General features: G+C 72.0%; 19 protein-coding genes. 13 read left to right on the top strand and 6 right to left on the bottom strand.

Annotation, left to right across the window (positions count from 1 at the left end):
- Positions 1–40 precede the first annotated feature (40 nt).
- The 6 genes from ACZOOI_RS27825 to ACZOOI_RS27800 all read left to right on the top strand — a co-directional run bounded on the left by ACZOOI_RS27825 (position 41) and on the right by ACZOOI_RS27800 (position 6,745).
- Entirely contained in the window at positions 41–1,570 is a 1,530-nt protein-coding gene (locus ACZOOI_RS27825) for an efflux RND transporter periplasmic adaptor subunit (protein ID WP_465278398.1), read from the top strand.
- Positions 1,567–2,394 (top strand): ABC transporter ATP-binding protein, encoded by an 828-nt coding sequence (locus tag ACZOOI_RS27820; RefSeq protein ID WP_465278397.1) that lies wholly within the window; start codon positions 1,567–1,569, stop codon positions 2,392–2,394. The genes ACZOOI_RS27825 and ACZOOI_RS27820 overlap by 4 nt, the downstream gene beginning before the upstream one ends.
- Positions 2,391–3,611 (top strand): ABC transporter permease, encoded by a 1,221-nt coding sequence (locus ACZOOI_RS27815; protein WP_465278396.1) that lies wholly within the window; start codon positions 2,391–2,393, stop codon positions 3,609–3,611. Before ACZOOI_RS27820 ends, ACZOOI_RS27815 begins: the two co-directional genes overlap by 4 nt.
- Positions 3,612–3,710: 99 nt before the next feature.
- Entirely contained in the window at positions 3,711–4,544 is an 834-nt protein-coding gene (locus tag ACZOOI_RS27810; RefSeq protein ID WP_465278395.1) for a DUF5666 domain-containing protein, read from the top strand.
- A gap of 1 nt (position 4,545) precedes the next feature.
- Positions 4,546–5,277: a response regulator transcription factor gene (locus tag ACZOOI_RS27805; protein WP_465278394.1), complete on the top strand. Its 732-nt coding sequence runs from the start codon at positions 4,546–4,548 to the stop codon at positions 5,275–5,277.
- 10 nt (positions 5,278–5,287) lie between these two features.
- Positions 5,288–6,745 (top strand): sensor histidine kinase, encoded by a 1,458-nt coding sequence (locus ACZOOI_RS27800; protein WP_465278393.1) that lies wholly within the window; start codon positions 5,288–5,290, stop codon positions 6,743–6,745.
- 58 nt (positions 6,746–6,803) lie between these two features.
- Here ACZOOI_RS27800 and ACZOOI_RS27795 read toward each other — a convergent pair whose 3' ends face one another.
- Entirely contained in the window at positions 6,804–7,214 is a 411-nt protein-coding gene (locus tag ACZOOI_RS27795) for a VOC family protein (protein WP_465278392.1), read from the bottom strand.
- A gap of 247 nt (positions 7,215–7,461) precedes the next feature.
- On the bottom strand, positions 7,462–9,597 hold the full coding sequence (locus ACZOOI_RS27790; protein WP_465278391.1) for an MMPL family transporter: 2,136 nt from the start codon (positions 9,595–9,597) through the stop codon (positions 7,462–7,464).
- Positions 9,598–9,901: 304 nt separating this feature from the next.
- Here ACZOOI_RS27790 and ACZOOI_RS27785 point away from each other — a divergent pair, with 304 nt between their 5' ends.
- The 3 genes from ACZOOI_RS27785 (at position 9,902) to ACZOOI_RS27775 (ending at position 12,978) form a co-directional block, all read left to right on the top strand.
- Positions 9,902–11,842, top strand: a complete 1,941-nt coding sequence (locus tag ACZOOI_RS27785) for a sensor histidine kinase (RefSeq protein WP_465278390.1) — start codon at positions 9,902–9,904, stop codon at positions 11,840–11,842.
- Positions 11,843–12,089: 247 nt separating this feature from the next.
- The gene (locus ACZOOI_RS27780) at positions 12,090–12,665 is read left to right on the top strand and encodes a TerD family protein (protein ID WP_020548622.1); all 576 of its coding nucleotides are present in this window, start codon (positions 12,090–12,092) and stop codon (positions 12,663–12,665) included.
- Between the two features lie 193 nt (positions 12,666–12,858).
- Positions 12,859–12,978 (top strand): Rv0909 family putative TA system antitoxin, encoded by a 120-nt coding sequence (locus tag ACZOOI_RS27775; protein WP_379989414.1) that lies wholly within the window; start codon positions 12,859–12,861, stop codon positions 12,976–12,978.
- Between the two features lie 43 nt (positions 12,979–13,021).
- Here ACZOOI_RS27775 and ACZOOI_RS27770 read toward each other — a convergent pair whose 3' ends face one another.
- Complete coding sequence (locus ACZOOI_RS27770) at positions 13,022–13,834, bottom strand: TetR/AcrR family transcriptional regulator (RefSeq protein WP_465278389.1); 813 nt, start codon at positions 13,832–13,834, stop codon at positions 13,022–13,024.
- 68 nt (positions 13,835–13,902) lie between these two features.
- Here ACZOOI_RS27770 and ACZOOI_RS27765 point away from each other — a divergent pair, with 68 nt between their 5' ends.
- Positions 13,903–14,352, top strand: coding sequence for a PaaI family thioesterase (locus tag ACZOOI_RS27765; protein ID WP_465278388.1), 450 nt, complete (start codon positions 13,903–13,905; stop codon positions 14,350–14,352).
- Positions 14,353–14,405: 53 nt separating this feature from the next.
- On the opposite strand, the gene ACZOOI_RS27760 is transcribed toward ACZOOI_RS27765, so the two are convergent.
- Positions 14,406–15,326: a LysR family transcriptional regulator gene (locus tag ACZOOI_RS27760; protein ID WP_465278387.1), complete on the bottom strand. Its 921-nt coding sequence runs from the start codon at positions 15,324–15,326 to the stop codon at positions 14,406–14,408.
- A gap of 88 nt (positions 15,327–15,414) precedes the next feature.
- On the opposite strand from ACZOOI_RS27760, the gene ACZOOI_RS27755 reads away from it, so the two are divergent.
- Genes ACZOOI_RS27755 through ACZOOI_RS27745 form a run of 3 tightly spaced genes read left to right on the top strand, consistent with a single transcriptional unit; the run spans position 15,415 to position 18,862 of the window.
- A complete protein-coding gene (locus ACZOOI_RS27755) occupies positions 15,415–16,128 on the top strand; it encodes a succinate dehydrogenase cytochrome b subunit (RefSeq protein ID WP_465278386.1) in 714 nt (237 codons plus the stop codon).
- Positions 16,129–16,133: 5 nt separating this feature from the next.
- On the top strand, positions 16,134–18,119 hold the full coding sequence (locus ACZOOI_RS27750) for a fumarate reductase/succinate dehydrogenase flavoprotein subunit (RefSeq protein ID WP_465278385.1): 1,986 nt from the start codon (positions 16,134–16,136) through the stop codon (positions 18,117–18,119).
- Positions 18,116–18,862: a succinate dehydrogenase/fumarate reductase iron-sulfur subunit gene (locus ACZOOI_RS27745; protein ID WP_465278384.1), complete on the top strand. Its 747-nt coding sequence runs from the start codon at positions 18,116–18,118 to the stop codon at positions 18,860–18,862. The genes ACZOOI_RS27750 and ACZOOI_RS27745 overlap by 4 nt, the downstream gene beginning before the upstream one ends.
- Before the next feature lie 298 nt (positions 18,863–19,160).
- Here ACZOOI_RS27745 and ACZOOI_RS27740 read toward each other — a convergent pair whose 3' ends face one another.
- Together ACZOOI_RS27740 and ACZOOI_RS27735 are read right to left on the bottom strand one after the other, a co-directional pair.
- Positions 19,161–19,937 (bottom strand): FadR/GntR family transcriptional regulator, encoded by a 777-nt coding sequence (locus ACZOOI_RS27740; RefSeq protein ID WP_391582124.1) that lies wholly within the window; start codon positions 19,935–19,937, stop codon positions 19,161–19,163.
- On the bottom strand, positions 19,934–20,869 hold the full coding sequence (locus tag ACZOOI_RS27735) for an aldo/keto reductase (RefSeq protein ID WP_465278383.1): 936 nt from the start codon (positions 20,867–20,869) through the stop codon (positions 19,934–19,936). Before ACZOOI_RS27735 ends, ACZOOI_RS27740 begins: the two co-directional genes overlap by 4 nt.
- Positions 20,870–20,877: the final 8 nt, after the last annotated feature.

Raw genomic sequence — 20,877 nt, 5'->3', positions numbered from 1 at the left:
GACAGTCTTCGGGGACGTGCCCGGACCAGGCTGTGCGGCCATGAGGCGTGTACGACTGCGACGGAAGTCGGTCCTGATCAACCTGGCCCTGGCCACCGCGATGGTGACCGGCGCCGGCTTCGCCTACGCGGCCGTGGACGACGGCGGCGGATCGTCCCGCGCCGGCCGGACGCGCACCGGCAAGGTGACCAAGGGGACGGTGCTGGCCACGGTGTCCGCGTCGGGGTCGTTGACCTCCCCCTCGGATGTCGGCGTCGGCTTCACCGCCGCCGGCAAGGTCACCACCGTCGCGGTCGAGGTCGGCGACACCGTCACCGCCGGCCAGGTCCTCGCGCAGATCGACCCGACCCAGGCACAGGAAGCCCTCGACGCGGCGAAGGCGGCCGTCACGGTGGCCCAGGCGAACCTGACCAAGGCCCGGGCGGGCACTCCGGTCCAGCAGAACGGCGGCGGCGGCAACGGCAGTGGCGGCGGCAATCAGGGCGCGGACGCCCAGAACACGGTCCTGCGCGGCTCGACCGGTGGCGTCGCCGCGAGCGGAGGCAACGGCACCGACGCTGTGCCCACCGCCACGTCCACGACGGCGCCGCCCCGGACCACGTCGCCTCCCGTCACCCAGCCGCACCCGACCGTCACCGTCACCGTCACCAAGACCCCGACGGCCACCCCGTCGCCGAGCACGACGGTGGACGCGGCAGCGGTGAGCCAGGCCGAGTCGGCCCTGATCACGGCGAACAACAAACTCGCCGACGCCCAGCGGGCCCTGGACGGCTGCGTGCTCAAGGCACCGTCGGCCGGCATCGTGGCATCGGTGTCCGGCAAGGTCGGCGACACCGTCTCCGCGACCACCTCCGCAAGCGGGTCGGGCGGGTCCGGCGGCACCGGCGGCGGCCAGGGAGGCTCGTCCACGTCGTCGTCGAGCACCGCCGTGACCGGCTTCGTGGTGATCGCCAACCCGACCGGCATGCAGACCCGGGTGTCCTTCCCGGAGGCCGACGCCGCCAAGGTCAAGGCCGGGCAGCCGGCCACCGTGACGCTCAACGTGAACTCCGCGATCCGACTCAATGCCAAGGTGGTCGGTGTGAACCCGCTGCCGGACAGCGGCTCGACCTCGGGTTCGGTCAAGTACGGCGCGACGATCGCGCTGGAGGGCGACGTCTCCGCGCTGCGCACCGGACAGACCGCGAACATCTCGGTGATCGTCGCCGAGGCCGACAACACCTTGCAGGTGCCCTCGGCGGCGGTCTCCGGCACGGGCGCGACGGCCTCGGTCCGGGTCCTGGTCGACGGCGTCGAGCAGCGCCGCACGGTGACCGCGGGCGTGGTCGGCGACCAGACCACCCAGATCGTCTCCGGTCTGGCCGAGGGCGACGAGATCGTGATCGGCACCGTCGCCGCGACCGGTGGTGCCGGCTCCACGTCGGGACGCTCCGGCCAGTCCACCCGAGGCGGCACGGCGGGCGGCGGCCCGCCCGCCCCGGGCATCGGCAACTTCCCCGGCGGCGGCGCGATCGGCGGCAACACGACCGGCGGGTCCGGCGGCGGCATCCCGCGTGGCGGCTCGCGATGACCGGGCCGGACGCGGGCCGACCCGCGCCGGTGATCGACGTGCGCGCGGTGACCAAGTCGTACGGACACGGCGCCGCCTCGGTGCACGCGCTGCGCGGCGTCGATCTGACCATCGAGAGCGGCGAATACGTCGCCATCATGGGCAGTTCGGGTTCGGGCAAGTCGACCCTGATGAACGTGCTCGGCTGCCTGGACGTACCCACCACGGGCCGTTATCTGCTGGACGGCCTCGACGTCGGCCGGCTGGACGAGCACCAGCTCGCGCTGGTCCGCAATCGCCGGATCGGCTTCGTCTTCCAGTCGTTCAACCTGATCCCGCGCACCAGCGCGCTCGCCCAGGTCGAACTTCCGCTCTCCTACGCCGGGGTGCGGGCCAGGGAGCGCCGCCGCCGCGCCCTGGCCGCGCTCGACCTGGTCGGCCTGGCCGACCGCACCGACCACGCGCCCAACGAACTCTCCGGCGGCCAGCAGCAACGCGTCGCACTGGCCCGGGCCTTGGTCACCGCACCGGCGCTGCTGCTGGCCGACGAGCCGACCGGGAACCTGGACAGCCACAGCACCGCGGAGGTGCTCGGCATTCTGGACCGGCTGCACGGTGCCGGACGCACGATCGTGATCATCACCCACGAGAACGAGGTGGCCGCGCGCGCCGAGCGGGTCCTGCGCCTGGTCGACGGCCTGCTGGTCGCCGACCACCGGCGCCCGCGGGGGCCGGTGTCCGCACCGCCGCCGCCCCCACCCGTTCCGGCCGCCGCGACCGTCCCATTCTCGGCAACCGTCCCGCCCGGAACGTCCGGTGCATCCGGCGAAGGAGCCCGCCGGTGAACCCCGTCGAGGTGCTGCGCTTCGCCGTCCTGGGTCTGGCCGCCAACAAGATCCGCACTGCGCTGACCATGCTCGGCGTACTGATCGGCGTCGGCGCGGTGATCCTGCTGGTCGCCGTCGGCAACGGCTCGTCCAAGTCCGTCCAGGCCTCGATCCAGCGGCTGGGCACCAACCTGTTGACCGTTTCGCACACCGCCGGTGGCGGCCGGTTCGGCGCGGCCGGCCAGGGCGGCGCGCTCAAGGACCTCACCCCGGACGACGCCCAGGCGCTCGTCGACAAGACCATGGCCCCGCACGTGCGGTCGGCCGCACCGGTGCAGACCACGTCGCAGAGCATCACCTACGCCGGCCAGTCGGTGACCGTGTCCCAGATCGTCGGCACCACCCCGGACTGGTTCGCCACCACCAACCACGACCTCGGCCGGGGCACCCTGTTCGGCACCGAGGACGTGAGCGCGCGCCGCAAGGTCGCCGTCCTGGGCAGCACCACGGTGGAGAACGTGTTCGGCACGGAGAACCCGATCGACAAGGAGATCCTGATCGGCGGCATCCCGTTCCGGGTCGCCGGCGTATTGCAGACCAAGGGCGGCACCGGTGCCGGGGACTCCGACGACACGATCGTGCTGCCGGTGACCACGATGCGCGACAGCCTGACCGGCTACGGCTCGTTGTCCTCGATCGCGGTCCGGGCCACCTCCTCCGCCGACACCGTGCTCGCCCAGGACGAGGTCACCTCGATCCTGAACAACCGGCACCGGATCACCGGTTCCGCGCAGAGCGACTTCCGGATCACCAACCAGCAGTCGCTGCTGAGCGCCAACGACGAGACCGACAAGACCTTCACCGTGCTGCTCGCGGCGGTCGCGGCGATCTCGCTGCTCGTCGGCGGGATCGGAATCACCAACATCATGCTGGTGACCGTCGCCGAGCGCACCCGCGAGATCGGCATCCGCAAGGCGATCGGCGCCCCACGCGCCGCGATCCTGGGCCAGTTCCTTGCCGAATCGACCCTGTTGTCCGTACTCGGCGGCGGTCTGGGCGTGGCCGCCGGGCTGTTCGCGGCGCGGTTCGAGGTGGTCGGGATCAGGCCGGTGGTGGTGCCGAGTTCGGTGGTCGGATCGTTCGCCGTGTCGGTGGCCATCGGCCTGTTCTTCGGCGGCTACCCGGCGGCACGTGCCGCCGCGCTGCGGCCGATCGAGGCGCTGCGACACGAATAGGCCGCACGAACGGACCGTACGCATGGGCCGAACCGACCGGCCCGACGAACAGCCCGTACGATCCCCGCCGTTCCCGCGTCCAGGAGGAGACCCGAGACCATGACGCCGAAGCACCACGCCGGGCGGCCCGACACCCGGCCGCCGAATCCGGTCACCGACCGGGCGCGACCCGACTCCGAAGCCCTCGGCTCCCCTTCCCGCATCCCCGCGCCCGGTGACCCCGGGCCGGCCGCGAACGAGGCGGCCGAGACCGGGTTCGTCGCCGGCTTCCGAACCGAGGCGGAAGCCCGCGACGAGCCCCACCCCGACGAGTCGCCGGAGGACATCCTCGGCCGACCGCCGACCGCGCGCGACATAGCCGCCGAACTCGCCGCCCCGCCCCGGCGCAGGCTGCCCCTGGTCACCCTGGCCCTGGGCGCGGGCGTGTTCGCCTCGGTCGGCTTCCTGGCCGGTGTCGAGGTGCAGAAGGACCACGGCGGCGGCACGAACCAGGCCGCCGGCCCCGCCGCCGGCGCCGCGCAGGGCGCAAACCCGTACGGTGCCCGCGCCACGGCGGGCGGCGGGGCGGCCACGGCCGGTGGCCAACCGGGCACCGGCCGCACCGGCGGCGGCACGGGCGGCACCGGCGCCGCCGCGGACCTCACCACCGGCACCGTGAAGGTCGTGGACAACTCTTTCATCTACGTCTCAGATTCAGCCGGCAACATCGTCAAGGTGAAAACCGACGCCGGTACCCGGATCCAGGTCGTCCGCGACGGCAAACCCGTCGACCTCGCACCCGGCGACACCGTCGTGGTGCGCGGTGCCACCGACGCCGACGGCTCGGTGACCGCCACCTCGGTCACCGAGGGCACCGGCGCGGCCGGACGCCCCGGGACCGGCGGCTTCGGCACGAGCGGCGGCACGGCCGGCGGCACGGGCGGGGCGGGCTGACGTGGCCGCACCCGTCGAGGTCGGCGCCCGGGCCCGCCTGTTGGTGGTCGACGACGAACCCAACATCCGCGAACTCCTGTCCGCCAGCCTGCGCTTCGCCGGCTTCGAGGTCGACTCGGCGGCCGACGGCGCGGCCGCACTGGCGGCGGTGGAGCGCTGTCGGCCGAGCCTGGTCGTGCTCGACGTGATGCTCCCGGACCTGGACGGCTTCGAGGTGGTCCGCCGGCTGCGCGCCGACGGAACCCACCTGCCGGTGCTGTTCCTGACCGCCAAGGACACCACCAAGGACAAGATCACCGGGTTGACCCTGGGCGGCGACGACTACGTCACCAAGCCGTTCAGCCTGGAGGAGTTGATCGCCCGCATCCACGCGGTGCTGCGCCGGGTGGACGGCGGCACGGGCGTACCGACCCCCTCGAACCGGATCGTGGTCGCCGACCTCGAACTCGACCCGGACGGCCACGAGGTGCTGCGCGGCGGCCGGCCGGTGCCGCTCTCGCCCACCGAGTTCAAGCTGCTGCGCTACCTGATGCTCAACACCGGCCGGGTGGTGTCCAAGACCCAGATCCTGGACCACGTCTGGCAGTACGACTTCGGCGGCGACCTGAGCATCGTCGAGTCCTACATCAGCTACCTCCGGCGCAAGGTCGAACTCGATGTCGGCGGCCGCAAGTTGATCCACACCGTGCGCGGCGTGGGCTACGTGCTGCGCCGTCCGCAGCCGACGGCCTGACGGCGCGCCGATGCGCCTCCCGCACCCGAGCCGGTCCTCGCTGCGCGTCCGGGTCCTGATCATCGCCATGGCCCTGGTCGCCGTCGCGCTGCTGGTCAGCCAGACGGTCGTGGTGGGCTCGCTGCGCGGCTACCTCACCGATCAGGTGGACCGGCAACTGGGCCAGGCCGCACGGGGGATGGCGTTCCGCCTGCCGGAGGGCCCCGGCGAGCAGCGCGGCGGCCCGTCGGGCAATCGCGGCCGGGCGCCCGGCGTCCTGCCGAGCCGGATCGTGGCCGAATACCTGTATCCGGACGGCGGCACCCGCCAGCGGATCCGCTCGCCGGGCACCGAGGAGGAACTGGGGCCGCGGTTGCCGAAACTGGATACCGCGGCGGTGCTGGCCCTGGACCGGCGCCCGTTCGAGACCGACTCGGTGACCGGCGGCGCGCGCTGGCGGGTGCTCGCGGTGCCGATGGCGAGCGGTGAGGGCAGCGTGGTGCTGGCCCAGCCGATGAACGACGTGCGGGCCACGGTGGACCGCATGCGCACGGTGTGCCTGATGATCGGCCTGACCTGCCTGGCCGTATTGGCGGCGGCCGGCTGGTTCGCGCTGCGCGGCGGCCTGCGTCCGCTGCGCCGGATCGAGGAAACGGCGGCGGCGATCGCGGCCGGCGACCTCTCGCATCGGGTCCCGGTACCCGCGCCCGGGACCGAGATCGGCCGGCTGTCCACGTCGATCAACGGCATGCTCGCCCAGATCGAGACCGCGTTCGCGGCCCGCGCCGACTCGGAGACCCGGATGCGCCGATTCGTCGCCGACGCCGGCCACGAACTGCGCACCCCGCTGGCCAGCGTGCGCGGCTTCGCCGAGTTGTACCGGATGGGCGCGCTCACCGATCCGGCCGAGGTGGCCCGCACCATGCGCCGGATCGAGGACGAGGCGATCCGGATGGGCGGCCTGGTCGAGGACCTGCTGCAACTGGCCCGTCTGGACGAACAGCGCCCGCTCTGCAACGAGCCGGTGGACCTGCGCATCCTGGCCGCCGACGCGGTGCACGACATCAAGGCGCTGGCCCCGGACCGGCCGGTGACCCTCACCGGGTCGGACGGCGGCGCGGCCCGTCCGGTCGTCGTCTCCGGCGACGAGTCGCGGCTGCGTCAGGTGGTGGCCAACCTGGTCTCCAACGCGCTCACCCACACCCCGGCCGGGACCGCGATCCGGATCACGGTGGGCCGCACCCCCGCCCCGGACCCGTGCGCGGTCCTGGAGGTCGCCGACGCCGGCCCCGGCCTGGCCCCGGCCGACGCCCGACGCGTCTTCGAACGCTTCTACCGCGTCGACTCCTCCCGCAGCCGCGCCGCGGGCGGCGGTTCGGGCCTGGGCCTGGCCATCGTCGCCGCCCTGGTCAACGCGCACGGCGGCCGGGTGGAGGTACGCACGACCCCCGGCGCGGGCGCAGCCTTCCGGGTGCTGCTGCCGGGGTGACCCTCGCGACGGCCCCGCCCGGGCGGCCCGACCCGCGGCGAGAGCCGGGGCGTCGCGGTCAGGTCTGCGCGGGCATCGCCGACATGTCCATGTACACGACCTCCCACAGGTGCCCGTCCGGGTCCTGGAAGCTGCGGCCGTACATGAAGCCCTGGTCCATCGTGTCGTTCGACGTGCCGCCTCCGGCCGCGAACGCCTTCTCGACCAGTTCGTCCACTTCCTCGCGGCTGTCCGCGCTCAGACACACGATGGCCTCGGTGGTCCGCGTCGCGTCGGCGATCTCCTTCTTGGTGAAGGTCTTGAAGAAGGGCTCGACGAGCACCATCAGGTGGATCGTGTCGCTGATCGCGAACGAGCTCGCGTTCTCGTCACTGAACTGCGCATTCTGCTCGAACCCGAGCGCGGTGTAGAACGCGGTCGCCTTCGCGAGGTCCTGCACCGGCAGATTTACGAAGATCATCCTGGCCATGACGCGCCCCATTTCGTAGGTCTCGATGTTGTCGAAGGTTCAGACGGTCCCCCGCCGAAAAACTCATCGGCCCCGCCACATCTTTTTTGCTCCCGCCACAGAGCATCCCTAACGGCACCGACATCACCGGCAACCGCCCGGCCCCCACCGGGTGAACCGACCCCGACAGGCCGGGACAATGCGGGCCTTTCATCCGCTGCGAGCCTCGCGAGGCCGCCGCGGTCCCCGCCGGCGGCGACGCCTCGGGTCAGACGACCCGTTGCGTTTCGCGTTGCTTCTCGCCCGCCGGCCCGGTGTCGCCGTGGCCGGGCCACCAGGCCGCGTGGCCGATCAGGGCGGTCAGGCTCGGGGTGAAGATCAGCGCCATGATGAAGGCCGCGATCGCGATGCCGCTGGAGAGGGCGAAGCCCATCTGGGAGAGCGTCGAGTTGCCGGCCAGCATCAGGGTCGCGAAGGTGCCGGCCAGGATCACGCCCGCCGCGGCGATCGTGGGGCCCGAGTGCTTGACCGCGACGGCCGCCGCGTCGTGCGGGTTGTGGCCCTCGCGGGCCTCCTCGCGCAGGCGCGACACCATCAGGATGTTGTAGTCGGTGCCGAGGGCGACCACGAAGAGGTACATGATCACCGGGAGCATGAACATCAGCCCGGGCTGGTCGCCGATCTTCTGGAACAGCACCGACGTGGCCCCGAGCGTGGCGCCGAAGCCCAGGGCCACCGAGGCCATCAGGTACCACGGCGCGACCAGGCTGCGCAGCAGCAGGCCCAGGATGATCATGATGCACACCGCCGCGACCGGGAAGACCACCGAGTAGTCCCGGTCCACCGCGCGGTTGATGTCCACGTACACCGCGCTGATCCCGCCCACCAGTGCCCGGGTCCCGGCCGGCGCGGCCTCGTGCATGGTCGGGCGCAGGCGGTCCTTGATCGTGGACAGGGCATCGTCGGTGGCCGGCGAGTCGGACAGGACCACCGAGTAGAAGGCGGTCTGCCCGTCGGCGCTGAGCACCGCCTCGGTCACCGAGCCGACCCCCTCGACCCGGGGCAGCGCCGCCTCGAACGGCGCCCGCTCCGCCGGCGTGAGCGGCCGGCCGGTGGTGGACGTCAGGTAGACCTCGGTCGGGTCGGTGGTGCCGGGCGGGAAGCCCTTCTCCAGGTTCTTCATCGCGACCACGGATTCCTTGTCCGAGGGCAACGACGAACCCGCCAGGTCGAAGTTGGCCTTGTAGCCCAAGGCGCCGATCGCGAGCACGCCCATCACCAGCGCGGACAACACCGCGAACACCGCCGGCCGCCGGCCGATGCCCCGACCGAGCCGGGCGAAGCCGCTGCCGTGCGGCGCCACCCGCCAGGACTTGGACGGCCAGAACACGCGCGTACCCAGCAGCGAGACCACCGCCGGCACCAACGTCAGACCGGCCAGCAGCGTCACGAACACCGCGATCGCCAGTGCCGGCCCCATCGAGCGCAGCATCCCGAGCGTGGACAGCGTCAGCGCGGCGAAGGCCACGATCACCGCCGCCGCGGCGGACGCGATCGCCTCGCCGACCCTGGACACCGCGTGCACCATGCCGTTCTTGGCGTCGTCGCCCTCGCGCAGCACCTCGCGGTAGCGGAACAGCAGGAACAGGACGTAGTCCGTACCGACGCCGAACAGCACCACGGTGAGGAGTTGTTCGATCGAGCTGTCCGCCTTCATGTCGAAGATCTTGTTGGCGGACGCGATCAGCCCGGTGGCCATCGGCGCGATCAACCCGATGATCACCACCGGCAGCAGCGCGATGATCGGGCTGCGGAAGATGATCAGCAGCAACAACACGATGATCACGATGGTGCCGACCGCGACCAGGGTGCCCGCGGTCTCGGACGAGTCCCGTTCGTCGAGCGCCTGCGCGGCCTGACCGGTGATGCCGGCGCTCAGGCCGGTTCCGGCCACCTGCGCCTTGACGTCCTTGCGCATCGCCTCGACCGCGTCCTGCGGCGTCTCGTCGTTGGGATCGGTGATCTCCGGCATCGCGACCGTCGAGGTCTGCACGAGCCCGTTCGGCGAGACCTGACCCGGCGTCACCGCGAGCACGTCCTTGATCCCGCGCGCCTGCACCAACGCCGAGATCCGGGCCACCTCGGCGCTGTCCGCCGCGGTCATCGGCTTGCCGTCCGAGCGCTGGAAGACGATCACCGCGCCGATGTTCTCCTGCTGCGGGAAGTCCTCGCTGCGCAGGTCGGACGCGCGCACCGACTCGTAGGACTCGGGCAGGAAGCTCTTCTCGTCGGTGGAGGACGTGAGCTTCGGCGCGAGGCCGATCACCACACCGGCGGCGATCACCCAGGCCAGGATCACCCACCAGGGCCTGCGTACGACAAACCCGCCCAGGGCCGCGAACATGGGCGCCTCGCTTCGCACTCGTGACGGATACCGCTGCCTCACGTCACCGTCGGCCGAGCCGGACGGGTGCGCCAGTGGGGTGATCCGTGCGAGTGACCCGCCCGTATCCGCGCCGGCGACGCGCTCCGGGGCACCCGACCCGGGTTCCGGGCGCGGTCGACCCGGGGGGTGACGGCCCGATGTCCGGTCGGTACGGTTTGCCTGCCGTCGAGACAGGGGCCGGGGCCGGAGCGGTGTCCGGGCCGGCCGGCATGCCCGCAGCCGCCGGCGGCGGCTGCACCGCGGAACAGCACAGGGGATGGTCATGGTGGCGTCCAGGGTTCGTCGCGACGCGCTGCGGGCCGCCTTCGGCCCGCGTGCGGACGCCGAGCCGGCTGCCCTGCTCGCGCGGGTGGTGGTCGCGACGGTCACCTGCGGCTTCTTCTTCGGCGGCTTCGTCGGCCTGGTCCAATCGACCCGGTTGTCGACCGGCGCCAAGGCGATCGCACTGGCACTCCTGCTCGCCCTGGTCATCCTGCATCTGCGCAACTGTGTACGCCCGGCGGACGGCTCGCGGCCGGCCGGCTGGGCCTGGACGCTCGGTGCGCAGGCGGTGCTCACCTACCTGCCGATGACCTGGTTCCACGAGACCTGGTACGGCAACCCGGGCTTCCTGGCCGGCGCCGCGCTGCTTCTGCTGCGGCCGGCCTGGGCGGGCTGGGCCGGGTTCCTGGCGGTGGTGGCCGCCCAGGTGCCGGTCGGGCTCGCGGTGCGGCCGACCGTGGTGGAGGCGCTGTACCTGGTGGTGGGCCAGGCCGTGCTGGTCGGTCTGGCGGTGTACGCGCTCGCCGGGCTGGCCGACCTGGTCGCCGCGCTGGCCGCGACCCGCACCGCGCTCGCCGACGCCGAGGTCGCCCGCCAACGGCTGGGCTTCGCCCGGCAGCTGACCGAAGGCGTCGGGGCGAGCCTGACCCGGATCCTGGACCGCGGCGACGCGTTGCTGGCCGGCCTGCGCGAGCACCCCGAACGCACCCGCCCGGAGCTGGCCGACGCGCTGACGGAGGCCAGGGACGCGATGACGTCGGCCCGGGCCTTCGCGCACGCGCACAAGAGCGCCGAGAGTACCCCGCCGCCCGCGATCACCGACGAGCCGACGCCGCGCGCGGTCGCGGTGCTGCGGGTGGTGATCCTGGTGCTGATCATCGTGCCGCTGCCGCTGCGGGTGCTGGCCGCGAGCGACTACTCGGCCGGCCGCCGCGCGCTGTTCGGGCTCCTGCTGGTCGCCTTCGTCGCGCTGTACATCCGCAACTGCACACCGGTCCCGGGCGGGCGACCCCGGTGGTGGCAGTGGACGTTCGCGGCGCAGATCGCACTCGCCTACGTGCCGCTCGTGGTGTTCGACGCCCGGGTCTGGTCGGTGGGGCTGTTCCTGGCCGGGCTCGCGCTGGTGCTGCTGCGCGGGCCGTGGCGGGTGCTCGTGGTGGCCGGGTTCGCGTGCCACGACGTGTACTTCGGCATCTGGAGCCCGACCGCGCTCGACCACGTCTACCACGTGGTGTGGATCCTGGAGCGTGCGGCGCTGGTGTACGGGCTGGTCCGGATGGCCGACCTGGCGCGGGCGTTGTGCGTGGCCCGGATCGAGTTGGCCGCCGCGCACGTGGCCCGCGAGCGGCTGCGTTTCGGGCACGACCTGCACGATCTGCTCGGGTTCAGCCTGTCCGCGCTGGTACTCAGGAGCCAACTCGCGCTGCGCCTGCTCGACCGCGATCCGAAGTCGGCGGCGGACCAGCTCGCCGAGGGTCTGGCGATGGCCCGACAGGCGCTGGCCGACGTGGGCACGGTCGCGGGCGGGTATCGCGGGATGTCCTTGGCGGTGGAGGCGCTCGCCGCCCGGGACATGCTGGCCGGGGCCGGGATGGTGGTGGAGGTCGCCGTCGACGTGGGCGAGTTGCCCGCCGGCGCCGACACCGTATTGGCGACCGTGCTGCGCGAGGGCGCCACCAACGTGCTGCGGCACAGCGCCGCGAGCCGGTGCGCGATCACCGCGACGGTAGAGCCGGACGGTGCCGTCGTCCTGGTCCTGACCAACGACGGCGTCCGCGGCGGCGCCGGTGTCGCGCCGATCGGGTCGGGGCTGGGGCTGCGTTCGCTCGACGGACGACTGGCGGCGCTGGGCGGCACGCTCACCGCCGGCGTCGTCGGCGAGGCGTTCCGGCTGTCCGCCCGGGTGCCCGGACCGGGGCGGACTGCGCCCCAGGATGCGTGAATCCGCCCGGATGTGGCCGAAACGACGGACCCGGACCCAGAGTTCGGCTGCCCGTAGTCGTCCGCCGATGGTGGGATGGGGTATCACTGCATTGGCGATCGCACGTCCCACGACTTGCGCACGTCGCGCCGGCGCACGCCGGGCTTCTACAGTCCTGTAGATCCTGTAGATTTACCCATCGGGCGGCCGTCGCGTGATCACCCGATCCGCCTGTACCCCGATATGCACGAGGGAAGGAAGCACTGCCATGGGAGTCAGTCTCGCCAAGGGCGGCAACGTATCCCTGTCCAAGGCCGCGCCCGGTCTCACCGCCGTCGCGGTGGGTCTCGGATGGGATGCGCGCAGCACGACCGGTGCGGACTTCGACCTCGACGCGAGCGCACTGCTGCTCGGCAACGACGGTCGGGTGCTGTCCGATCTGCACTTCGTCTTCTACAACAACCTGACCAGCCCCGACGGCTCGGTCCAGCACACCGGTGACAACCTCACCGGCGAGGGCGAGGGCGACGACGAGACCGTCAACGTCGACCTCGCGTCCGTGCCGGCCGATGTCCAGCGGGTCGTCTTCCCGGTGTCCATCCACGACGCGGTGGCCCGGGACCAGTCCTTCGGCCAGGTGCGCAACGCGTACATCCGGGTCGTCAACCGCGCGGACAACAACGAACTCGCGCGCTACGACCTCACCGAGGACGCGTCCACCGAGACCGCGATGGTCTTCGGTGAGCTGTACCGCAACGGCAACGAGTGGAAGTTCCGCGCGGTCGGCCAGGGCTACGCCTCGGGTCTGGCCGGCATCGCGAAGGACTTCGGCGTCAACGTCTGAGCCGACTCCCGGGATCGAACCCGGGCGCACGAACCGCACGCGCCGTGCAGCAGGGCCGCATCGTCCTCGATGCGGCCCTGACGTCGCACCGGGGAACGATTCGACCCGGACGGCGGTTGATCCTGAACCAGAGCACGAAGCAGTACGGCGGCGGTGCGACCCACCGCCCCGTACCGAACAAGGAGTGGGCGTCATGGCCGGTCTCGACAAGTTGATCAAGAAGGCGACCGACTACGCCAAGAAGAACCCGGACAAGGTCAAGTCCATCGTGGACAAGGTGAAGAAGCAGGCGGACAAGCGCAAGGGTCACTGACCCCCACGCGCACCGGGCGCGCGGCCGCCTCCCCCGCCTGGCGCTACGGGAGCGGCCCGCCGCCCGAGGGTTCGACGCCCTCGGGTGCGTCGTCAGGGGATTCGCCGCCCCGGGCTTCGCCGCCCGCCGGCTCGATCTCCGCCGGATCCGCGCACTCCGGCCGGTGCAGCCGCTCCGCCAGCGCGTCGAATCCCGCCGCGAACGCACTCGTGCTCGGCGCCGGACCGGGACCGCGCAGCCGCCCGGCGAGCGCGGAGCCCAACCCGGCCATCCGGGTCACCTCGTCCGCCATCGTCTCCACGTCGTCCGGCCACGGGTAGTTCGGCTGCGCGAGATACAGCGCGACCAGGCCGTGCAGCGCCGCGAGCATCTGCAGGGTCAGCCGGGTCGGGTCGCCGACCAGGACACCCGCGTCCAGACACGGCTGAATCGCCTCGCCGACGTAGGCCAGACACGCGTCAGCCGCAGTCCGTCCGGTCTGTGCATCGGATCTCGGGCGCATCATCAACAGCCGGTACTGCACCGGGTGTTCGAGCCCGAAGCGAACGAACGCGGCACCGCGCCGACGCATCGACTGGTAGGGGTCCTCGACGCCGGCCCCCACCTCGCGCATCCGCCGCCCGAGGTCCTCCCACACCGCGAGGCAGACCGCCTCGACCAGGTCCTGCTTGCTCGCGAAGTGCAGGTATACCGACGGCGTCGTCACGCCCACCCGCGCGGCCACCGCGCGCAGCGTCAGCGCGGACTCGTCGCCGGCCTCCTCCAGCAGCGCGGTCGCCGCGCGCAGGATCTCATCGCGCAGCAGCGCACCGTCCCCGGGTCGGGCGCGGGTGCGGGATCGGCTGGTGGAAGACACGGGCCCAGTTGACAGCCGCCGAGTTGACGTTGTCAACTTGACAACGTCAACTCAGTGAGGGGTTCGGGATGAGCACTACGTCGTCGACTGCGGGACCGACCGGTCTGGAACAGCTCCAGGCCCTCCGGGAACATGGCATGCACACGGGAATCGGCCCGTTCATCGGCATGGAGCCGGAGGAGGTCGAGGACGGCCGGATCGTGTTCAGCGCGTCCGCCCGCCCGGAGTTCGCCAACCCGATCGGCACCATGCACGGCGGCATCGCGGCCACCCTGCTCGATTCGGCGATGGCCTGCGCGGTGCACACGACGCTGCCGGCCGCCACCGGCTACACGTCGCTGGACATCTCGGTGCGCTACCTGCGCCCCGGCCCGCTGGACGGCAGCAAGCTGCGCGCCGAGGGCCGGGTGATCCACCGCGGGCGCACCATCCGCACCGCCGAGGCCGAACTCACCGACCACCAGGGCCGATTGCTGGCCACCGCGACCACGACCTGCCTGATCATGCCGCTGGGCTGAGGTCGCGACGTCGTCGCCGGCGGACGCCGGGTCGGGTGTGTGCCGGCGGCGGCTCACGCATCGCCGGCACCGATCCGCTCGACTCCCGCCGGAAGCCGGTCCGGGACCAGGAACGCCCGCAATTCGTCCCGGAAGGCGCGCGCCGCGTGGGTGAGCGCGGCGTCGCTGCGGTGCGCGAGCGCGATGGTGCGGGACAGGCCCGGCGGGGTGAGCGGCGTCGCGGTCAGCCCAGGCCGCCCGGCCAACACCATGCTCGGCACGATGGCCGGCCCCAGGCCCACTTCGACGAACCGCAGCACCGCGTCCATCTCGCCCCCCTCGATCGCGAACTCCGGCTCGAAGCCCGCCTCGTGACACGCCGTCAGGGTCGCCTCGCGCAGGTCGTAGCCGTCCCGGAACATCACCAGGCGCACTCCGCGCAGCGCCTCGATCGGCACCGTCGCACCGGTCACCGGCGGCGTGCCCGCGAGCACCAGGTCCTCACGCAGCAGCGGCTCGGTGGTCAGCGCCGCGCCCACCCCCTGCGGCGGCACCACGATCAGCGCCAGATCCAGGTCACCGCGCAACAACGAGCGCACCAGGTCGCGCGAGCCGTTTTCGTCCACCAGCAGCCGGATGCCCGCGTAGCGGTCCTGGAAGCTGCGCAGCACCTCGGCCAGCAGGCTCGCCGACAACGACGGCGTGGCGCCGATCCGCACCCGGCCCGAGCGCAGCCCGACCAGCTCGGCCACCTCCAGATGTGCCACGTCCACATCCGCCAGGATCCGCCGCGCGATCGGCAACAACCGCTCCCCCGCCGGGGTCGGCGCGATGTTGCCGCGCACACGGGTGAACAGTTCGGCGCCCAACTCGTGCTCCAGGGCCCGGATCTGCTTGGACAACGACGGTTGGGCGACGTGCGTGCGCGCCGCCGCGCGGGTGAAGTGGCGGGTCTCGGCGACCGCGACGAAGTAGACGAGCTGCTGAAACTGCATGCCCCCAGCCTTGCATAGCCGTCGGCTATCGAAACCAGGCATTTCCGATCTTGGACGGCATGACCTTGGTCCACCTACCGTCGAACGCATGGCGACCCTGACCCGCGCTCCCGCCTCCGCCGGGCAGCGCAGGCAGGGAGCGTCGCACCGCTCGACCGTCGTGATGAAGATCGCGATGGCGCTCAGCGGTGCCGTGCTCCTTGCCTATCTGACCGCCCACATGTTGGGCAATCTGAAGATCTTCTTCGGCGAGTCGAGCTTCGACCACTACGCCCACTGGCTGCGCACCATCGGCGAACCGCTGGTACCGCACGAGGGCACGCTGTGGATCATTCGTGCGGCATTGACGGTGAGCGTGGTCGTGCACATGGCGATGGCGATCCTGCTCACCCGGCGCGCCCGCCGGGCCCGGCCGGTCAAGTACGTGCACCGCCCGCCGGTGCAGGGCTCGTACGCGGCCCGCACCATGCGCTGGGGCGGTGTGATCATCGCCCTGTTCGTGGTCTACCACCTGCTCGACCTCACCGTCGGGGTGGCCAACCCGGTCGGCGCCTCCGGCAAGCCGTACACGAACGTCACCGCCGACTTCGAGCACTGGTACATCACCGCGATCTACACGGTCGCGGTCGTCGCGGTCGGCTTCCACCTGCGGCACGGCGTGTGGAGCATGACCCGCACGCTCGGTCGGCAACGGCCGGGGACCGAGCGGCTGATCGCCCGGGTCGCGACCGGCTACGCCGTACTGATGACGGTCGGATTCCTGTCCGTGCCTTTCGCCGTGACCGTCGGAATCGTGGGGTGAACGTGATGGAACCGCACACGGAGTACACCGAACCCGCCGAACCCGCCGGGCGCACCGACTACACGCGGTACACCGTCGGCGCGGAGATCGCCGACCACGCCGCCCCCGCCGGCGACCTGGCCGAGCGCTGGGAGCAGCGCCGGCTGGCCGCGCGGCTGGTCAATCCGGCCAACCGGCGCCGGCTGCCGGTGATCGTGGTCGGCACCGGCCTGGCAGGCGCCTCCGCCGCCGCCACGCTGGCCGAACTGGGCCACCCGGTCACCTCGTTCTGCTACCAGGACTCGCCGCGCCGGGCACACAGCATCGCCGCGCAGGGCGGCATCAACGCCGCCAAGAACTATCGCGGCGACGGCGACAGCGTGGCCCGGCTGTTCAAGGACACCATCAAGGGCGGCGACTTCCGCGCCCGCGAGTCCAACGTGCACCGACTGGCCGAGGTCAGCACCCAGATCATCGACCAGTGCGTCGCGCAAGGCGTGCCGTTCGCGCGCGACTACGGCGGCCTGCTGGACACCCGCTCGTTCGGCGGCGCCCAGGTCTCCCGGACCTTTTACGCACGCGGCCAGACCGGCCAGCAACTCCTGCTCGGCGCCTACCAGGCGATGTCGCGCCAGGTCGCGGCCGGCAACGTCACCGTGCACGCGCGCACCGAGATGCTGGACCTGGTGGTGGTGGACGGGCGGGCCCGCGGCGTGGTGGTGCGCGACCTGGTCACCGGCGAGGTGTCCACCCACCTGGCCGAGGCGGTCGTACTGGCCACCGGCGGCTACGGCAACGCCTACTTCCTGTCCACGAACGCGATGGGCTGCAACGCGAGCGCGATCTGGCGCGCGCATCGGCGCGGCGCGCTGTTCGCCAACCCGTGCTTCACCCAGATCCACCCGACCTGCATCCCGGTTTCCGGCGAGCATCAGTCCAAGCTCACCCTGATGAGCGAGTCGCTGCGCAACGACGGCCGGGTGTGGGTACCGACCACCGGCGGCGACACCCGCGCGCCGGGTGACATCCCGGCGGCGGAGCGGGACTACTTCCTGGAGCGCATGTACCCGGCCTTCGGCAACCTCGTCCCGCGCGACATCGCCTCGCGCGCGGCCAAGCGAGTCTGCGACGAGGGGCGCGGCGTGGGGCCGGGCGGGCTGGGCGTCTACCTCGACTTCGCGGACGCCATCGCCCGGCTGGGCGCACCGGCCGTCGAGGAGAAGTACGGCAACCTCTTCGCGATGTACGAGCGCATCACCGGCGAGGACCCGTACACCGTGCCGATGCGGATCTACCCGGCGGTGCACTACACGATGGGCGGCTTGTGGGTCGACTACGACCTCCAGTCCACCATCCCGGGCCTGTTCGTGATCGGCGAGGCGAACTTCTCCGACCACGGCGCGAACCGGCTGGGTGCCTCGGCGCTCATGCAGGGGCTGGCCGACGGCTACTTCGTGCTCCCGACCACGCTCACCCACTACCTCGCGGCGGGACCCTTCGCGCCGGTGGACGCGGACGATCCGGAGCTGGTGGCCACGGAAGCGGGCGTCCAGGACCGGGTCAAGCGGCTGCTCGCGATCGACGGCGACCTGTCCGCCGACCACTTCCACCGTGAGCTGGGCCTGCTGATGTGGGAGAAGTGCGGCATGGAGCGCGACGCCGCCGGGCTGCGCGAGGCGCTGGCGCGGATCCCGGAGCTGCGTGCGCAGTTCTGGTCGCGACTGCGCGTGCCGGGCACCGGCGCGGGGCTGAACCAGTCGCTGGAGAAGGCCGGCCGGGTCGCCGACTTCCTCGAACTCGCCGAGCTGATGTGTTTGGACGCACTGCACCGCGAGGAGTCCTGCGGCGGCCACTTCCGCGCCGAACACCAGAGCCCCGGCGGTGAGGCGGCCCGGGACGACGAGGCGTTCGCCTACGTCGCCGCATGGGAGTACACGGACGGCCCGCCGATCCTGCACCGCGAGCAGCTCACCTTCGACAACGTCACTCTGGCCACAAGGAATTACGCGTGAAACTCACCCTGCGCATCTGGCGGCAGAAGGGCCCCGCGGATCGGGGCGGCATGGTCGCCTACGACGTGCCGGACGCGTCGGCGGACATGTCGTTCCTGGAGTTGCTCGACGTGCTCAACGAGCGGCTCACCGAGAGCGGCGAGGAGCCGGTGGCCTTCGACCACGACTGCCGCGAGGGCATCTGCGGCGCGTGCAGCCTGGTCATCGACGGGGTGCCGCACGGGCCGCAGAAGGCCACCACGACCTGCCAGTTGCACCTGCGGCACTTCCGCGACGGGCAGACCATCGACGTCGAGCCGTGGCGTGCGGCGGCCTTCCCGGTGGTCAAGGACCTGGTGGTGGACCGTTCCGGCCTGGACCGGATCATCGAGGCGGGCGGCTATGTGACCGCCCCCACCGGCTCGGCCCCCGAGGCGCACGCCACACCGATTCCCAAGGCCGACGCGGACGCCGCGTTCGAGGCCGCGACCTGCATCGGCTGCGGCGCGTGCGTGGCGGCCTGCCCGAACGGCTCGGCGATGTTGTTCACTGCCGCGAAGGCCACCCACCTGGGTCTGCTGCCGCAGGGCAGGGTGGAGCAGGACACCCGCGTCGAGGCGATGATCCACGCCCACGACGAGGCGGACTTCGGCGGCTGCACCAACACCGGCGAATGCACGGCGGTGTGCCCCAAGGGCATCCCGCTGGGCGTCATCGGCCGCTTCAACGGCGATGTCCTGGGCGCACTGTGGCGAGGTCGCTGAAATTCTCGTCGCCGCATGGCGCCGCACCCGAACCGTCCTCCGCCCGGTTGGCCTCATGCGCCGGCCATGCTGGTTCGCCTCAAACGCCGGCGGGGCTGATTGGTCCGCCCGGCTGAGCTTCGTAGCTGCGGTCGAACGGTCCGAGCCCAACCGCAGCAAATCCAGCCCGGCCGGCGCTTGAGGCCACTCAGCCCCGCCGGCGCTTGAGGCGAACCAGCCCGGCCGGCGCTTGAGGCCAAACAGCCCGGCCGGCGTTTGAGGCCACCCGGCCCCGCCCCCTCGACCGCATGGCCCCGGTTCAGGTCGACGTGATGGGCGCCCCGCCGCGATCACGCAGGGGGTAGTCCTGGGCCGCTTCGAGGTGGCGGACCGATTCGCGGTAGACCTCGGTCTCGTCGCCGGCCTCGATCAGCGCGATCAACCGCTCGTGGTCACGCAATCCCGCGCGTCGAACCCGCTCCCCCGTGTCGGCCAGTGCCTCCTGGGCCCACTCCCGCTCCTGCTGCGCCCACAACACCTCGACCGCGCCGAGCAGGATCTTCATCGTCTCGTTGCCGCACAACAGCACCAACGCCTCGTGGAAGTCGCGGCCGGCCCGGATGTAGGCCGGCCCGTCCTCGACCGCGCGTTCCATCCGCGCGTGCACCTCGCGCAACCACGGCAGCACCTCGGTGGCCCGGTCCGGGCGCGCCGCGCACAGTGCCGCGCAGACCGGCTCCAGGCGGCGCAGCGCCTGGGCGAGGTCGTCCAGGCGGACCTGGCGCGCGTGCATCACCATCCCGAACATGTGTGCCGCGTCCGCGGGTTGCGGCACGTGCACCACCGCACCGCCGGTGTTGCCGCGTTTGACGGTGATCAGGCCCTCGGTCTCCAGGATCCGAAACGCCTGCCGCAGCGTGGTGCGACCGACCCCGAACTCGGCGATCAGGTCGTCCTGTTTGGGCAGCATGTCCCCGTCCCGCAGCGGACCGTCCAGGATCCGGCGGCGCAGCCGGCGGGCGAGTTCGTCCGCGATGCCGGCGTTGCGCAGGGATCGCTCGGTGCCGGCGCGGACCGGCTGCGCCGCCGCGTTCACGCCGGTACCGCCGCGGCGAGTTCGGCGATCTCGGCGACCTGGGTCGCGGTCAGCTCGACGATCGCGGCGGCATTGGCCGAGGCCTGTTCGGGGCGGGTCGCGCCGACCAGGACGGAGGACACCTCGGGCTGCGCGGCCAGCCAGGACAGCGCGAGTTGGAGCAGGGTCAGGTCCCGGCTCTCGGCGTAGGCGGTGAGCCGCTCGACGATGGCGAAGTTGTCGTCGGTGGCCACGCCCTGGGCGAAGCGCGGGATTGCCGCGAACCGGCTGCCTTGGGGAAACTCCTCGCCGCGCCGGTACTTGCCGCTGAGCAGGCCGGACGCGAGCGGGAAGTACGGGATGACACCGACGCCGAAGTGCCGGGCGGCGGGCACCATGTCCCGTTCGACGGTGCGCTCCAGCAGGCTCCACTCGACCTGCGCGGCGACGAAACGGGTCGGGCCCGCGAGGTGTGCGGCGTCGGCCAGTTGCCAGGCGGCCAGGTTGGAGGTGCCCGCGTAGCGCACCTTCCCTGCCCGGACCAGGTCGTCGAGCGCGCCCAGCGTCTCCTCGATCGGGGTCTCCGGGTCGGCGTAGTGCTGGTAGTACAGGTCGATGTGGTCGGTGCCCAGGCGCCGGAGGCTGCCCTCGCAGCTGCGCACGATGTGCCGGCGCGAGGAGCCGCGGCCGTACGGCCCTTCGGCCGCCTTCGCGCCGAACTTGGTCGCCACGACCACGTCCTCGCGGCGGCTGCCCAGGGCCTTGCCCAGCAGCACCTCGGATTGCCCGCCGCCGTACACGTCGGCGGTGTCGAACAGGGTCACTCCCGCGTCGAGCGCCGCGCCGACCACCTTGTCGGCACCGTCCTGGTCCATCCGCATCCCGAAGTTGTTGCAGCCGAGGCCGATCGCGGAAACCTTCAGACCCGACTTGCCCACAGTGGTGTAGCGCACGCTCAGCT

The organism is Embleya sp. L77 (assembly GCF_055557415.1).
Note: the sequence above shows the minus strand (reverse complement) of the source record. Positions and strands in the feature narration are given on the sequence as shown.

Excerpts from the sequence above, each read along its gene's own strand:
- ACZOOI_RS27800 (WP_465278393.1), top strand. The coding sequence starts at position 5,288 with ATGCGCCTCCCGCACCCGAGCCGGTCCTCGCTGCGCGTCCGGGTCCTG.
- ACZOOI_RS27780 (WP_020548622.1), top strand. The coding sequence starts at position 12,090 with ATGGGAGTCAGTCTCGCCAAGGGCGGCAACGTATCCCTGTCCAAGGCC.
- ACZOOI_RS27775 (WP_379989414.1), top strand. The coding sequence starts at position 12,859 with ATGGCCGGTCTCGACAAGTTGATCAAGAAGGCGACCGACTACGCCAAG.
- ACZOOI_RS27765 (WP_465278388.1), top strand. The coding sequence starts at position 13,903 with ATGAGCACTACGTCGTCGACTGCGGGACCGACCGGTCTGGAACAGCTC.
- ACZOOI_RS27810 (WP_465278395.1), top strand. The coding sequence starts at position 3,711 with ATGACGCCGAAGCACCACGCCGGGCGGCCCGACACCCGGCCGCCGAAT.
- ACZOOI_RS27820 (WP_465278397.1), top strand. The coding sequence starts at position 1,567 with ATGACCGGGCCGGACGCGGGCCGACCCGCGCCGGTGATCGACGTGCGC.
- ACZOOI_RS27795 (WP_465278392.1), bottom strand. The coding sequence starts at position 7,214 with ATGGCCAGGATGATCTTCGTAAATCTGCCGGTGCAGGACCTCGCGAAG.
- ACZOOI_RS27750 (WP_465278385.1), top strand. The coding sequence starts at position 16,134 with ATGGAACCGCACACGGAGTACACCGAACCCGCCGAACCCGCCGGGCGC.
- ACZOOI_RS27790 (WP_465278391.1), bottom strand. The coding sequence starts at position 9,597 with ATGTTCGCGGCCCTGGGCGGGTTTGTCGTACGCAGGCCCTGGTGGGTG.
- ACZOOI_RS27760 (WP_465278387.1), bottom strand. The coding sequence starts at position 15,326 with ATGCAGTTTCAGCAGCTCGTCTACTTCGTCGCGGTCGCCGAGACCCGC.
- ACZOOI_RS27785 (WP_465278390.1), top strand. The coding sequence starts at position 9,902 with ATGGTGGCGTCCAGGGTTCGTCGCGACGCGCTGCGGGCCGCCTTCGGC.
- ACZOOI_RS27825 (WP_465278398.1), top strand. The coding sequence starts at position 41 with ATGAGGCGTGTACGACTGCGACGGAAGTCGGTCCTGATCAACCTGGCC.
- ACZOOI_RS27755 (WP_465278386.1), top strand. The coding sequence starts at position 15,415 with ATGGCGACCCTGACCCGCGCTCCCGCCTCCGCCGGGCAGCGCAGGCAG.